6 protein-coding genes are annotated in these 14,328 nt (G+C 62.8%); all 6 read left to right on the plus strand.

Annotation, left to right across the window (positions count from 1 at the left end):
* Window positions 1-45: 45 nt before the first annotated feature.
* The 6 genes from ACPQ6D_RS17875 to ACPQ6D_RS17900 all read left to right on the plus strand — a co-directional run bounded on the left by ACPQ6D_RS17875 (window position 46) and on the right by ACPQ6D_RS17900 (window position 14,315).
* Window positions 46-4,740 (plus strand): DUF2298 domain-containing protein, encoded by a 4,695-nt coding sequence (locus ACPQ6D_RS17875; protein ID WP_423225713.1) that lies wholly within the window; start codon window positions 46-48, stop codon window positions 4,738-4,740.
* A 93-nt stretch (window positions 4,741-4,833) separates the two neighbouring features.
* A complete protein-coding gene (locus tag ACPQ6D_RS17880) occupies window positions 4,834-5,307 on the plus strand; it encodes an RNA polymerase sigma factor (protein ID WP_423225741.1) in 474 nt (157 codons plus the stop codon).
* Between the two features lies 1 nt (window position 5,308).
* The gene (locus tag ACPQ6D_RS17885; protein ID WP_423225714.1) at window positions 5,309-6,319 is read left to right on the plus strand and encodes a hypothetical protein; all 1,011 of its coding nucleotides are present in this window, start codon (window positions 5,309-5,311) and stop codon (window positions 6,317-6,319) included.
* A 79-nt stretch (window positions 6,320-6,398) separates the two neighbouring features.
* Window positions 6,399-9,026: a DUF2298 domain-containing protein gene (locus tag ACPQ6D_RS17890; protein WP_423225715.1), complete on the plus strand. Its 2,628-nt coding sequence runs from the start codon at window positions 6,399-6,401 to the stop codon at window positions 9,024-9,026.
* Between the two features lie 46 nt (window positions 9,027-9,072).
* The gene (locus ACPQ6D_RS17895) at window positions 9,073-10,809 is read left to right on the plus strand and encodes a hypothetical protein (protein ID WP_423225716.1); all 1,737 of its coding nucleotides are present in this window, start codon (window positions 9,073-9,075) and stop codon (window positions 10,807-10,809) included.
* Between the two features lie 107 nt (window positions 10,810-10,916).
* A complete protein-coding gene (locus ACPQ6D_RS17900) occupies window positions 10,917-14,315 on the plus strand; it encodes a flippase activity-associated protein Agl23 (protein WP_423225717.1) in 3,399 nt (1,132 codons plus the stop codon).
* The last annotated feature ends 13 nt before the right edge of the window (window positions 14,316-14,328 follow it).

The following is a 14,328-nucleotide window of genomic DNA, read 5'->3' on the forward strand; positions in this document are numbered from 1 at the left end:
ACATCCTGTAAATCCTGTCAATTTTCCCACAACGAGGAGTGACCGTTGTCTGCGACAACTTCAACCCAGGAAAACGGACGTCGAACTCGGAACACCCCCCGGATTTTTTTGCTGCTGGCCATTCTAGCCATCGCCCTGGCGTTGCGGCTGTACAACAACAACTGGGACGATTATCAGCACGCGCACCCCGACGAGCGTTGGATCGTGATGGTGGCCGGCGACATGCACATGCCGCACAGCCTCACGCAGGCGCTCGATCCGCGGCAGTCGCCTTTCAACCCGCTCTGGAACCCGCAGCAGAACGCGGTGCGCCACTTTGCCTACGGCCATCTGCCCTTATACATCCTGACGGTCATGGCGGCGTTGGCCCATGCCGTCGGCCAGGCGCTGGCTGGCCTCGGTTTACAGGGCGAGCTGCTGCGCTGGCTGGTGGCGGCCAATACCTACGATGGGTTGAATCTCCTGGGCCGTGTGCTGTCTGCGCTGTTCGACACCGGTTCGGTCTACCTGATCTACCTGATCGGCCGCCGCGTCTACAGCAGCCGCGTGGGCCTGTTGGGCGCATCCTTTGCCGCCCTCACCGTCACGGCCATTCAGCTCAGCCATTTCTACGCGTTCGATCCGGTGGCCGCGTTCTTCATCGTGGGCGCGGTCTACGGCGCGGTGCGCATGGCGCAGGATGGGAATCTGAGCGCGTCGCTGCTGGCCGGGGCCATGGCCGGCGCGGCTGTTTCCAGTAAGTTCAGTGCGATCCCCATCCTGGCCGCCCTCGTCGTGGGCGCGGCCGCGCGCTTCTGGTTGGTCACCGCGGCGCGCCGCCGGCATGCGTCCAGCCCGCGGGACGACGCGGAAGGCACAAGCACTTCCAATCAGCTCACCCAGGCGATCGGCCTGGCCTTGATTGCCCTCTCCATGGCGGTCATTGTTTTTGCCCTCACCTCGCCTTTTGCGGTGATTGACTGGACCAACTACCGCATTTCCGTGATTGACGAGCAGGGCGCGATGGTGCGTGGGGATGCCGATTTCCCGTATACGCGTCAGTATCGGGGCACCTTGCCCTTTATTTACAACATCGAACAGCAGGTGCGTTGGGGGATGGGCTGGCCGTTGGGCGTGCTCGCCTTCATTGGCCTGGCCTGGGTGATCGGCCGCGCGCTCCTGGGCCGCGCCAGCCCGGCCGAGTGGGTCATGTTGGCCTGGTGCGTACCCTACTTCGCGCTGACCGGCATGTTCATGGTGAAGTTCATGCGCTACATGCTGCCCCTGCTGCCCTTCTTCGGTTTGATGGGCGCGGCGCTGCTCGAACGCATCTGGCGCGGCCGGCAGCCCCGCGCCATGGCCCCACCCGCGGATTCCGACCTTGACTCCGCCGGCTTGCCAGCCGGTGAGTCGGCCCTCAGTGATTCCTCCAGCCTTCCGGCCCGCAGACGCCCCTGGTGGACTTGGGCCGCGCCGGCCCTGGCGCTGGTGGTGCTCATCGGGACAGCAGTCTGGGCGCTGGCGTTCGTCAACGGCGTTTACGGCCATGAACACAGCTGGATCACGGCTTCGCGTTGGATTTACGAGAACGTGCCGCACAACAGCGTCATCCTGGCGGAGCACTGGGACGACACGCTGCCGAAGGACTTGCAGAAGCCGGCCGGCTATTTCCGCGGCGCGTTTGGTTATCGCGTCAATGATCTGCCCAACTATGAGGAGGATACGCCGGCCAAATTCGAGACCATCAAGCGCATGGTCAACGAGGCCGATTACATCATCCTGGCGACGAACCGCCTCTACCGCTCCATCCCGCGCCTGCCGCAGCGCTATCCCATGACCACGCGCTACTACGATCTGCTCTTCAGCGGGCAGCTGGGCTTCGAATTGGTGCAGGAGTTTCCCTCGCGACCGCGGCTCGGCCCGCTGGAGTTCAACGACGACAACGCCGATGAAAGTTTCACGGTCTACGATCATCCCAAGCCGATCGTTTTCAAGAAGGTGGCGACCCTGAGCGACGCCGATTGGCAGGCCAGGTTGGGCAACAGTTGGGAAGGCGCCGTCCCCGGTTTCACGGGCGGCAAATCGGCGTTGACTCAGCTCTGGGATCGCCTGGCTGGTCGCGCCGCATCACAGCCGGCCGCGCCCAAGGCCGAAGGCGCCAGCGGCAAGACCCTGCTGCTCGATCGCCCGACCGAGGCCCTGCCTGCGCCCTATGATTTGCGCTGGAACAGCCTGGCGACGAATTCAACCCCCATCGCGATTGTCGTCTGGTGGCTGGCGCTGATGCTCATTCAGCTCATTTCCTGGCCGCTGGCTTTCGCCGTTTTTCGGCATTTGCGTGACCGCGGCTACTTGATGGCGCGCCTGCTTGGCTGGCTGCTGGCCGGCTGGTTGGTTTGGATCGTGGCCAGCCTACACCTGCCGGTCGTCGGCAATAATCTGCTAACCATCGGCGTCGCTTTTGTCCTGATTGCCCTGCTCTCCCTGGCCCTGTGGCGGCGCAACCGTGGTGAGATGGCCGCCTTTGCGCGCGCCCATCGCGGTTTGCTGCTGACCAGTGAGCTCGTGTTTGGGGCCGCGTTCCTGTTCTTCGTGGCGATTCGCCTGCTCAATCCGGATCTCTGGCAGCCGTGGCAAGGCGGCGAGAAATTCATGGAGTTCGCTTTCCTCAACGCTACTGCGCGCAGCGCCTGGATGCCGCCGCTCGATCCCTATTACGCCGGCGGTTACATCAACTACTACTACTACGGCTATTTCCTGGTTGGCATGCTGATCAAACTGACCGGCATCGCGCCGTCGGTCGCCTTCAACCTGGCCGTTCCCACGTTGTTTGCGGCCACGGCAGCCGGCGCCTTCTCGCTGGTGTACAATCTAGCGCCGGCCGCGGCGACGCCAGGCAGTCCGCGCGGGCCGTTCTGGCGGCAAGGCATTGGCGCTGGCTTGCTTGGCAGCCTCTTTGTCACCGTCCTCGGCAACCTGGATGCGCTGGGCCAGGTGCTGCGGCGCCTGGCGGATCAATCACAGACGCCGTTCCAAAGCCAGATTCCAGGCTTGCAGACCTTCGTGCGCGCCCTGTCTGGCGCGGCTCATGTCATCAGCGCCCGCACACCGCTGCCGGCCTTCGATTGGTGGGCGCCAAGCCGTATCCTGCCCGGCACCATCAACGAGTTTCCATTCTGGAGCTTCCTCTTCGCCGATCTGCACCCACACATGATGGGGATGCCGTTTACCATCCTCTTCCTGGCGCTGGCCTTGAACCTGGTGGCCGGTTACGGCGCGGGGCTGAGCGGCGATGTGGCCGGCTCCTTCCTGTCGTTCATCTTCATCCCGTTGACGATCGGCGCGCTGGCGGCCATCAATACGTGGGATCTGCCCACCTATCTCGGCGTCGCCATCCTGGCCTTCCTCATTCGTGATTTCCGCGCCACCGGGCGCATTCGCGTCTGGCTGGTGCTGGCGTTCGCGGCTGTGGTTGGCGTCCTGGCCTACGGCCTTTACCAGCCTTTCTTCCAGCACTACGAAGCCGTCGGCAGCAGCGGCATCGGCCTGGTCAAGGGCAAAACCGACTTAGGTAAGTGGCTGCAGATTTGGGGCTTCTTCGCCTTCCTCGCGGTCACCGCTTTGATTGTGGAGCTGCGCCGTCGCGAGCGCGAGCAGACCGGGCCCGCGGCGCGCTCGCCGGCGCTGGTGCGCTGGCTGCAGCTGATCGCCGATCAGTGGGACCTGGCGCCGCGCGTCGCCACACTGCACGCCGCCCTGGTCAAGCAGGCCGCGCCGGCGTACGTCGCTGGACGGCTCTTCGTTGCGCTGGTGATGGCGGCCGCGGTGCTCCTGGCGCTGCTCGGCTATTGGGTGCCGGCGCTGCTTCTGCTGCCCTTACTCGCCGCCGGCGTGCTCTTGTTCCGCCGTGATGCCACGCCAGAGCGCACCTTCACGGTTCTCTTGCTCTTTACCGGCTTGCTCGTCGCCATCGGCGTCGAATTCGTCTTCCTGAAGGACTTCCTGTGCGGCTGTTCGGCCGACGGCAGCACCGTGGGTGACTTCTACCGCATGAATACCCTGTTCAAATTCTACACCCAGGTGTGGGTCTTGCTCGGATTGGGCGCAGCGGCCGCGCTGCCGACGGTGTGGGCGGCCCTCAGCCAGCGCTTCAGCCGCGGCTGGCGCGTGGTCTGGACCAGCCTCTTTACGGTGCTGCTGTTTGCATCGCTGGTCTTTCCCCTGCTGGGCACCCCGCGGCGCGTGGATGACCGTTTTCCCGGCGCGCGTCCGGCCATTGGCACCTTGGACGGCATGGCCTTTATGACCGTCGGCGTCTACACCTGGCCCGACCAGAACAACCCGATCACCCTGCAGTACGATTACGATGCCATTCACTGGCTGCTAGACAATGTCAAGGGCAATCCCGTGGTGGCCGAGGGACGCATTGACTACTATCGCGAAGGCGGTATGCGCGTCGCCAGCTTTACTGGCCTGCCCAGTCTGCTTGGTGCGCACCAGGGCGAGCAGCGCTACAGCTTCCAGGTAGGTCAGCGCGAAGCCGATGCGCGCGAATTCTTCAGCACAGCCGACATCAGCCGCGCGCAGCAGCTCATGCAAAAAATGGCCGTGCGCTATATCTACATTGGCCAACTGGAGCGCACGGTCTACCCGCCGGAGGGAATTGCCAAGTTCGAGCAAATGGCCCAGCAGGGGCTGCTGAACGTGCCCTATCGCAACCAGGCTGTGACCATTTACATGGCGCCGACCCTCAATCCGTAATGTCAGCGGTCTGATCGCATCTATTAGACCGCGGGGAGCCACTGAGCACTGTCTGAACCATCCGGACCACTTGAGCGTGACCAGTTCGGGGCGCTGTACCAGGAATTCCTGCCGCGCGTGCTCAACTACCTCCGTGTGCGGGTAGGGGATGAGACGTTGGCCGAAGAACTGACTGCGGCTACCTTTGCACAGGCCTTTGCCAAGCGCCATCAACTGCGCAACGTGGCGGCGTTCCCAGGGTGGTTGTTTCGTATTGCCCATAACGAACTGGCGCAGCACTTCCGCCGCCGGGCCAATCGGGGCACGGTGGCAGTGGACTTTGATTTTTTGGCGGCTCTGCCGGCGCCTGGCCTTGAGCCTGATGAGGTGATTGTTCGGCAGCAGCAGGGACAGGTGATGCTGCAGGCGCTGCTGACGCTGCCGCTGCGAGAGCAAGAAATTCTAGACCTGAAGTTCGTGGCCGGGCTGAGCAACGTACAGGTGGCCGAAGCCACGGGCTTGACTCCCAGTAACGTTGGTGTTATTGTTTTCCGCGCCCTGCGTAAGCTGCGCGCCGCTATGCAATGATATGAGATATTCTACAGTACCGATCAGCGATGATGAATGGGATGCAGCCGAAGCGCTGGAAGCAGCGTGGGAGAATGGAGTCCCTGCGCCCCACGATGTTCCAGCCGCAGCCGGGGATGACCTGGAAGGCACGCAGGCGCTCCGCGACCGCCGCCCCGCCCCAGCGCCCGAAGGTGTTCCTCATGCGAGTGGCGACGACCTCGAGTCGCTGCTTTTCACGGCGGGTCAACTGCACGCCCTGGCAGCCTCGCTGCCGCCGCCGTCGCTTGCGCTCAGCCAGCGCGTGCGACGGCTCACGCTGGCGCCAAATTCGTCGCCATTCGGTCGGCCGATAGGTCCGCTGGCGCGTCTTTCCTGGCCGCGGATACCCTATCTCAGGATAGCCGGGGCGCTGGCGTTGGTCATGTTGGCGGTCATGCTTTTCACCACGCCAGGTCAGCGCGCGATGGCCGCGCTCATTGCCACCCTCAACCTGGGCGATGGGACTGCGCGCCAGGTGCAGGTCAATGTTTCGCCTGACAGTCAGCCGGCGGGTCAACAATCGGCCGGCGCGCGTGCAGAAACCCTGGCTAGTTTAGACGTTGCGCGCGGCCGCGTGCCCTATCCCTTGTTGGAACCAGGCTGGCTGCCGGCTAGCTACACGCTGCGCAGCATTGTGGCGGTGTCGTACGATGGGATGCCTGATTGGTTTCCAGAGCCATTGTACATCGAAACCGATTACCGGGCGGCCGCCGCGCAGTCGCTGGCGTTTGACCTGACCCTGCGCCAGTTTGGCGTCGCGCTAGGCGACGCGGGGCGCATTCGCACCCTGCGCTTCGACTCGGTGGATGTTGTGTCCACGCAGGAAGTCCAGGTCAATGGCCGCGCCGGTCTGCTGCTCACCCTGCGGCAGGAAAACAAAAGCCCGGTCGTGCGTGAACTTGTTTGGCAGCAGGGTGATGTGATGATCGAAATCCTGAGCCAGTCCCTCAGCCCGCAGGACATGCTGGCTGTGGCCGCCGCGCTGCGCTAAGATGAGCTGCAAACTTCCGAAGTCGGCGAGACTTCGGAAGTCTATGGTCGCAGGCTTCGGAAGCCCATAGTGGGGTATCATGGTTGCTGTATTTTCATTTTGGATGGTTCTACAACTGATCGCCCTGGCCGCGCTGCCGCTGACGTGGCATCTTTGCCGCCGGCTGCCGGATCGAGGCTACGCGCTGGCGAAGCCGTTCGGGTTGATGCTCGTCACCTACCTGGCGTGGTTGGGGGCCAGTTTCGGTTTCTTGCGCAACAGCCTGGGCGGCATTGCGCTGGCGCTCTTGATTGTCGCCGGGGCGTCGGCCTGGCTGCTGTGGCGTGATGGCAGTCACCTGGAATTGATGGATTGGCTGCGTCAGCACGGCCGCTTGATTCTCATCACGGAGGTGCTCTTTGCCGCGGCGCTCGCCATCCTGGCCTATTACCGCGCGTTCGATCCCGCCATCTCCGCGACCGAAAAGCCGATGGAGCTGATGTTCCTCAACAGCGTGCTGCGCAGTGAGCGCTTTCCCCCGCTGGACGCCTGGCTCTCCGGCTACAGCATCAGTTATTACTACTTTGGCTATGTCATGCTGGCCGTGCTGACACAGCTCAGCGGTCTGACGCCTGCTTTTAGCTTCAATGTCGGCCTGGCTACCTGGTTTGCCCTCGTGGCGTTGGCCGCGTTCAGCGTCGGCTTCAACCTCGTGGCGCTGTTGCCATCCACCAGCCCACGCTCGCTGCGCGCCAGCGTGCTCTCCGGCTTGCTGGCGGCCATCTTCGTCGTGGTCATGGGCAATCAGCAGGGCATCCTGGAGTTTGCCTACCATAACCGCGTGCTGCCTGCGGAGACGATCAGGGCGCTGGACATCAAAGAAATGACCGACAACGCGCCAACCGGCCAATGGTTCGTGGGCGAGTATTGGTGGTGGTGGCATGCCTCGCGCGTCATTCATGACCGTGACCTGGCCGGCAACACGATTGAAGTGATTGACGAATTCCCGAACTTCAGTTTCATCCTGGGCGACATGCACCCCCATGTGCTGGCGTTGCCCTTTGTCATTATGGCGGTTGCCTTTGCTCTCAACCTGATGCTCAGCGCCGCGCAGGCCGCTGGTCAAGAGAATGGCGAGACCGGCGAAACCGGCGGCGCGACGCCCGGCGCTCTTCGCGCTTCGATCTTCAATCTGCAATCTCTACAGGGCCTCTTTCCACTGGGCGGTCTGGGCATCTTCCTCTACGCGCTGGCATTGGGGGGTTTGAGCTTTCTCAACACCTGGGACTTTCCCATCTACCTTGGGTTGACTGTAATGGCATTCGGCGTCGCCCTCGCGCAGCGGCGCGGCGGGGCGACCGGCATGGTCATTGGGCGCAGCCTGGCGCTCGGCGTGCTGCTCGCCGTGGCCGGCGTCGTGCTCTACCTGCCCTTCTACCTCGGTTTTCAGTCGCAAGCCGGCGGCCTGTTACCCAATCTGCTCTTTCCCACGCGCTTGAGCCAATACGTGGTCATTTTTGCGCCTTTCCTGGTGGCCGCCCTGGCTTATGCTATCATCTTGACGGTGCAGGCTGCCGCATCCGTGGTGCTGCGCCGCAGCCTGGCCTGGCTGCCGTGGACGTTGGGTTTGCCCGCAGCTTTGGTGCTGCTCATGCTCCTCCTGGCTCGTATCGTCCCATCCTTTCAGGCGTTCGTGCAAGAGGTCCTGGCTAACCCGGCGGTGCAGGCGCAGACCGGCGGCGCCAGCGTCAGCAGCCTGCTCGGCTTGGTGCTGCGTCTGCGCCTGGCGAACCCGTGGACGTTCCTGTTCCTGGCTGCGTTCATCGCCTGGCTGGCTGGCCTGTTGGGCGTGCAGATCAGCGCGCGTCGTGAAGCGCCCGCCGCCGCGCCATCCCAGGATGCGGGGCGACCGTTGGCCTCCACCTTCGCGCTGCTCCTGGTCGGATTGGCTCTGCTGCTGACTTTTGCGCCGGAGTTCGTTTACCTCAAGGACAACTTTGGCACGCGCATGAACACGGTTTTCAAGTTCTATTACCAGGGCTGGACTTTGCTGGCGTTGGCGACCGCGTTCATCGTCGCCAGCCTGTGGCAGCAGCGGACTTTGACCCCGCTGCGCGGCGTTGCGCTGACGCTGATCGGTCTCTTGACCCTGACCGGCCTCTACTATCCCGTGGCCGCTGGTTACAGCAAGGCCGGACGTTTTGCGCACACCCCGACGCTGGATGGCCTGGCTTACTTGCGCCAGTACAACGCGGGCGACTACGCCGCGATTCAGTGGCTCAATCGTAACGCCACCGACGCGCGCGTGGTCTTGGAGGCCAGCGGCGGCTCTTATGATCGTGACGGCGCCGGGCGCTACTCCATGAGCACCGGCATCCCGACCCTGCTCGGCTGGGATGGACACGAGGCGCAGTGGCGCGGTCGCGCCTACGGCGACATGGCCCAGGGGCGAACTGAAGCCATCGAGGCGATCTATCGCACGGCTACCGCCAATGAACTCGACAGTCTGTTGAACCGCTGGGGCGTGGATTACATCGTGGTCGGCCAACTTGAGCGCAACAAGTACCGTTTGCAGCCGGCCGTGCTGACGCGACTGGACCGCGCGCTCGACCTGGTCTACGATCAGGAGGGCGTGCGCATCTACCGGCGGCGCGGCCCGGTTGTCGCCCAACCGCCGCCCATTGGCGCGGCCGTGGCGGCGCCTGTCGTGGGCGGTTTCAATCCATAGTGGCTTTTCCCTGCATGTTGATTTGTGTCAGATTTGTGGATGGCAAATGATTAAGCAATCACTGTTTATTTCCAGATCAGAGCCAACCTGGGTTGCCTGGTTGACCGTGGAGCGGGCGGCGTATGGGGGTGTGCTCCTGCTGGCCTTGGTGGTCAGGCTTTTCAATTTGGGCCTCTATCCGCTGACGCCGGTTGAAGCGCATCAAGCCCTTGCCGCCTGGCAGCTGGCGCAGGGCGAGCCAGTTGGCATGATCAGCGGCGTCAGTCCCCTTCTGCTGTCGCTGAACCATGTGCTTTTCTTGCTCACCCTGGGCGGCGACGCGTGGGCGCGGTTGCTGCCGGCGCTTGCCGGTGTGCTTCTTGTCTTGGCGCCCTATGGGCTGCGTCACGAAATGGGGCGCCGCGCCGCGCTCGGCAGCGCGCTCCTTCTGGCGCTGTCGCCCACGGCTGTCCTGTTCTCGCGTACGGTGGACGGACACAGCCTGGCGATGCTGGCCGCGCTGTTGGCCCTGGTGGCGGTGACGCGCACCCTGGCCGGCGATCAGACCTGGGGCGCGTGGGCCGGCGCGGGCGTCGCGGCAGCCGTGAGCAGCGCCAGCGGCGGCGTGACCGGCGTCCTGGCGCTTGCCCTAGGCCTGGCCTGGTTTGCGCCGGGCGAGACCCGCGATTTTTCTGCGTCTTTGCGTCGCCTGGCGCGATTGGCCGCTGTGCCTACCCTCCTCGTTTTCGTCCTCGGCTCGACGCTTCTCTTGACTTTTTGGCCGGGTCTGGGCGCCGCCGCGGATGTGATTGGCCAATGGCTGGCGCATCTCACGCCAGCGGCCGATGCGCCGCCGTTCTGGTGGCCCCTGCTGCGCCTGCTGCTTGACGAGCCGGTCATTCTTTTTGGCGCATTGCTGGCGCTTGCTTTTTGGGCCTCCAACGCCGACTTCAGACGCCAGCTGACCTGGCCCGTCAAGACCGCCGCCCTTTGGGGAGGATTGGCCCTGCTGCTGGCCCTGCTGGGCCGCCAGCCTGCGGATGGGATGGTCATGGCCGTGCCGCTGGCGCTCCTTGCCGCCCAGGCGTTTGATTGGCTGCTGATGGCCGTCAAAGCTGGGCCGCGCTGGGCTGAAGAATGGATCGTCCTGCTCTCCAGCCTGGTCCTTATCGTCACATTCACCCTGTACCTGGCGAGTTGGACGCAAGCCGGCCAGAATCAATACCTGATTGCCGCGTTGGTCCTCGTCGGACTGGTGCTGGTTCTGTATGTGTTGAGCGGATTCTGGATTGGCGTGCGCGCCACCGCCGGCATTGCCGCCGTCTTCTGGCTCATCGTGCTTGGCGCGGCGCAGGTGGGGCATTTGTGGGCGCTGAATCAGGCCGAGCTGCCGCGCCAGGTCGTGCTTGCTTACCAAACGGCCACCACGACTGACAGCCGCGCGCTGGCCGACACGCTGGTCAACCGTTCGGCTCATCGTTATGGCGACGAGTACCGTTTTCAGGTGGATGTGGTTGAGAGTCCGACCAGCGATGTGGCCCGCTGGTACGTACGCAACTTCCAGCGCGTGCGCCTGGTGACCTCGCCTACGACTGCGGTGGACACCGATGCTGTGATCCAACCGCTGGCTCAAACCCCGACGCCGCCGGCTCCCGACTTTGTCGGCGCATCGTACACCCTCGCGCGTCGTTGGACGCCCGACGGCTTGAGCGGCGCGCCGTTGGCGCGTTGGCTTCTGTTCAACGACGCCAAGACGCCAACGAAAGATGAGAAAGTCGTACTCTGGGTCAAGGGGACGGAATGATCGAATGGGGCATAATGACATGCTGAACACCGGGGTTGGATTTGTGTTTGGATGGCCGAACGCTGGCGACAGCCTGGATGCCTTATGGAACGAGAGTCGAGGGTGAGATGCAAAACATAGACATAACAGAACGCTTGGATACGCCATTTGTGAAGCGCTTTAACTGGAATTTCGAGAAGACCGTGTGGGTCTTGCTCCTGATCCTGGCCGTGGTGACGCACTTCTACATGCTGGGGGTGCGCGCGATGAGCCATGATGAAAGCCTGCACGTGCTTTACTCGTGGAAGCTGTTTGACGGCCAGGGCTATCAGCATCAGCCGATGATGCACGGCCCGTTTCGCTTTCATATCAACGCGTTGGCCTACGCCCTCTTCGGCGTCAACGATGCAGTTGGGCGCTTACCAGCCGCCGTCGCCGGTGTTTTGACCGTCTGGCTGCTTTGGTTCTTCCGCGCCTACCTGGGCCGCGTAGGCGCTTTCCTGGCCGCCACGATGTGCGCGATTTCCCCGGCGATTCTCTATTACACCCGCTATATCCGCGACGAGCCGTTTATGCTCTTGTTCCTGGTTTGGCTTGTGCTGATGATCTTCCGCTACTTCGACACACGCGAGCCGAAGTACCTGATCGTGATGATGGTTCCCTACGCGTTCATGTTCTCTTCGATGGAGATCTCCTATATCTTCGCCGGACTTTTCATCGGGTTTTTCCTGCTGTACGCCCTGTTGGACATTGCGCGTGACGCATGGTCACAGAATGGGCTGAAGATTCCCTTCTTTGTCGCCCTGGCCGCCAGCGCGGTCGCGGCCCTTTACAGTTTCTATACGGTGACCAAAGGCGAAGTTGGCGTCGTCGAGCCGACAGCCGCGATTGTCTTTTTCCTGGGCGTGGCGCTGTTAGCCACGGCGCTGTTTCTGGCCGGTCGCGGTGTCGGCGAACGCCTCCATTCGCACCCGGCCCTTGACGTGGTGATGTGGCTGTTGACAATCGCCGCGCCCCTTTTCTCGGCCTTTATCATTCGCATGTTTGGCTGGGATCCGCAGGATTACAGCCAAACCGGTTACATCCGCTCTTTGGGCGTTTTCGTGCTGATGTTGGTTGCGGCCGGTGTGGTTGGCTTTCTGTGGGGGCGCGTGCGTTGGCTCATCAGCGCGGGCCTGTTCTATGTGATCTACATCTTGCTCTTCACGACTTTCTTCACCAATGGTCAGGGTATTGCCACCGGCGCGATTGGCTCGCTCGGCTATTGGCTGGCGCAGCAAGAGGTCGCGCGCGGCGGCCAACCCTGGTACTATTATCTCCTGACAACCCCCATGTATGAATTTTTACCCCTTTTCCTCACCCTGGGGGGCATCGTGGCTTTCATCACGAGCCGCGGCTGGCGCTTCTTGCTGCGCAGAGTCACGGCAAATGCCAAAGCCCAAAGCCTGAAGTCGAAAGAGGAAGGCAAAGACCACGACGTAGAGAACAGAGACCAGAGATCGGCGCGTCGCGTCAAGGTCGCGCCTGAATCTCCGGCCTCCGAACTCCTGTCTCCACCCTCGGATGTCCAGTCTCCGGTCTCCAGTCTCCAGTCTCCGATCTCGAACTTCCAATCTCTCTTCACCCTCTTCAACATTTGGTGGTTCCTGGGAGCCTTTGCCGGGCTGACCTGGGCGGGCGAGAAGATGCCGTGGTTGACTGTGTACATTGCGTTGCCCATGACCCTGATGGGCGGTTGGTGGGCCGGCCGCGTGTTGGAGCGCATTGACTGGAGCGCCTGGCGCAGCCAGGGAGGACTGTGGCTGCTGCTTTCCATACCGGTGATCGGATTCGCCCTGGTTTCACTCGCCCAGACCAGTCCTTTCCAGAGCGTCAGCATCCCCGGCCTCAGCGCGACATTGCAATGGGTGGCTGCGCTGATCATGCTGCTTGTCCTGGCCTGGTTTGCCGTTGGCTGGATTCGCCGCCTGGGTCGTCAACGCGCCGGGCAGACGCTCTTCCTGGCAGTCGTGTTGGCGCTTGGCCTGTGGACTGTGCGCGTCAGCTACATGTTCAACTACATCACCTATGACGACGCGACGGAACTGCTGGTCTACGCGCACGGTACGCCGGACATCAAGCGCGCCATGAACGAGATCGCACAGATCTCTGAACGCACAGTGGGCGGTAAGCAGATCAAGGTCGCGTACGACGATGACTCGACCTGGCCGCTCGAATGGTATCTGCGCGAGTACCCCAATCGCACCTTCTACGGCGCTTCGCCTAACCGTGATGCGCTCGACGCGCCGGTTGTTCTGGTGGGCGACAAGAACGAGGACAAGGTCAAGCCGTACCTGGGCAGTCGCTATGTGCGCTACAATTACCGCCTGGTGTGGTGGCCCAAGCAGACCTACTTTGGCCTGACCTGGCAGCGTATTCGCGACGGTCTGCGCGATCCGGCGCAGGTCAAGGTCGTGTGGGACGTGCTTTGGTATCGCAAGTACACGCAGCCCCTTAGCCAATGGGATCCCGTGCATCGCTTCTCGATGTATGTGCGCAAAGATGTGGTGACCTCCATTTGGCAATACGGCGCCGTCGCCGCCAGCAGTAATATCACCGACACCACGACCGAGGTGGATCCCTACGAAAAGGGCGTGCGCCAGGTAACGTCGCTGCGACAGTTGGGCGGCGTCGAAGGTCAGGCTGACGGCCAATTCCGCTCTCCGCGCAATGTGGCCGTGGCGCCCGACGGTTCTCTGTATGTGGCCGACACCGGCAATCACCGCATCCAGCAGTTCGACGCCGGCGGCAACTTCGTGCGGCAGTGGGGCAGTCAGGGCGCAGGCAACGGCCAGTTCAATGAACCGTGGGGCGTGGCTGTGGCGCCTGACGGCCAGTTTGTCTACGTCTGCGACACCTGGAATCATCGCATTCAGAAGTTCACGGCCGATGGCAAGTTTGTCACCACCTGGGGAACCAACGGCGTCACCGACGGCCAGTTGGGTCAGCAGGGCGTCTTCTGGGGGCCGCGCGCGGTGGCCGTGGACAGTCAGGGTCGCGTCTATGTGACTGACACAGGCAACAAGCGTGTGCAAGTCTTTACGCCTGATGGCGCAGCCATTAACCAGTTCGGCGGCGCGGGGTTGGTGGACGGCGCCCTGGATGAGCCGGTTGGTCTGGCCATTGACAAGGACGGCAACATCTACGTCGCCGACACCTGGAACAAGAGGGTGCAGGTCTTCAGCAAGGACTTCAAGTATCTGCGGCAGTGGGCCGTGGCCGGCTGGCCTAGCCAATCTGTGGTCAACAAGCCGTACCTGGCCGTGGCGGAGACGCCGAACGGACGCCGCGTCTACGTGACCGACCCCGAATACTACCGGGTGATTGTGTTCGATGACCAGGGCAAGTTCATCGCCGTTTTCGGCCAATACGGCAATCAGGCCAACGAAATGACGCTGCCCACCGGCATTGCGGTTGACGCCCAGGGCCAATTGTTCGTAGCCGATCCCGATTCGCACCGGGTCATGCTCTTCCCGGCGGTCAATTGAATGATGAACGAGG

This window comes from Candidatus Amarolinea aalborgensis (genome assembly GCF_900491745.1).
Taxonomy (GTDB): Bacteria; Chloroflexota; Anaerolineae; order SSC4; family Amarolineaceae; genus Amarolinea; species Amarolinea aalborgensis.

Excerpts from the sequence above, each read along its gene's own strand:
- ACPQ6D_RS17900 (WP_423225717.1), top strand. The coding sequence starts at position 10,917 with ATGCAAAACATAGACATAACAGAACGCTTGGATACGCCATTTGTGAAG.
- ACPQ6D_RS17885 (WP_423225714.1), top strand. The coding sequence starts at position 5,309 with ATGAGATATTCTACAGTACCGATCAGCGATGATGAATGGGATGCAGCC.
- ACPQ6D_RS17890 (WP_423225715.1), top strand. The coding sequence starts at position 6,399 with ATGGTTGCTGTATTTTCATTTTGGATGGTTCTACAACTGATCGCCCTG.
- ACPQ6D_RS17895 (WP_423225716.1), top strand. The coding sequence starts at position 9,073 with ATGATTAAGCAATCACTGTTTATTTCCAGATCAGAGCCAACCTGGGTT.